At 75.2% G+C, this 302-nt stretch carries 1 protein-coding gene; it reads left to right on the plus strand.

Annotation, left to right across the window (positions count from 1 at the left end; genetic code table 11):
• Positions 1–302, plus strand: a 302-nt coding sequence (locus APY03_RS27420; RefSeq protein ID WP_157103469.1) for an autotransporter domain-containing protein, incomplete at both ends; no start/stop codon positions are given.

The raw sequence follows: 302 nt of genomic DNA on the forward strand, positions 1-302 counted from the left end.
CCCCTGTTCGCGGCCCTGCCCGAGCAACTGCGCCAGGGCAACCTGGCCATGCTCGGCAGCCTGCACCAGCGCACCGGCGACGATGACGTGCGCACCGCGACCGGCGCCCCGATCACCGCTGCAAGCTCCGCCACCGGCGAGCGCCGCGCCTGGGGCCGCGTGCTCAGCACCGGCCGCACCCTCCAGCAGCGCGGCACCGTCAGCCCGCACAGCGAGGGCCGCTTGAGCGGACTGCAGGCCGGCACCGATCTCTGGACCAATCCCCACTGGCGCGCCGGTGTCTACGCCGGCCAGCTCGACGG

Source organism: Variovorax sp. WDL1, from assembly GCF_001541225.1.
Classification (GTDB): domain Bacteria; phylum Pseudomonadota; class Gammaproteobacteria; order Burkholderiales; family Burkholderiaceae_C; genus Variovorax.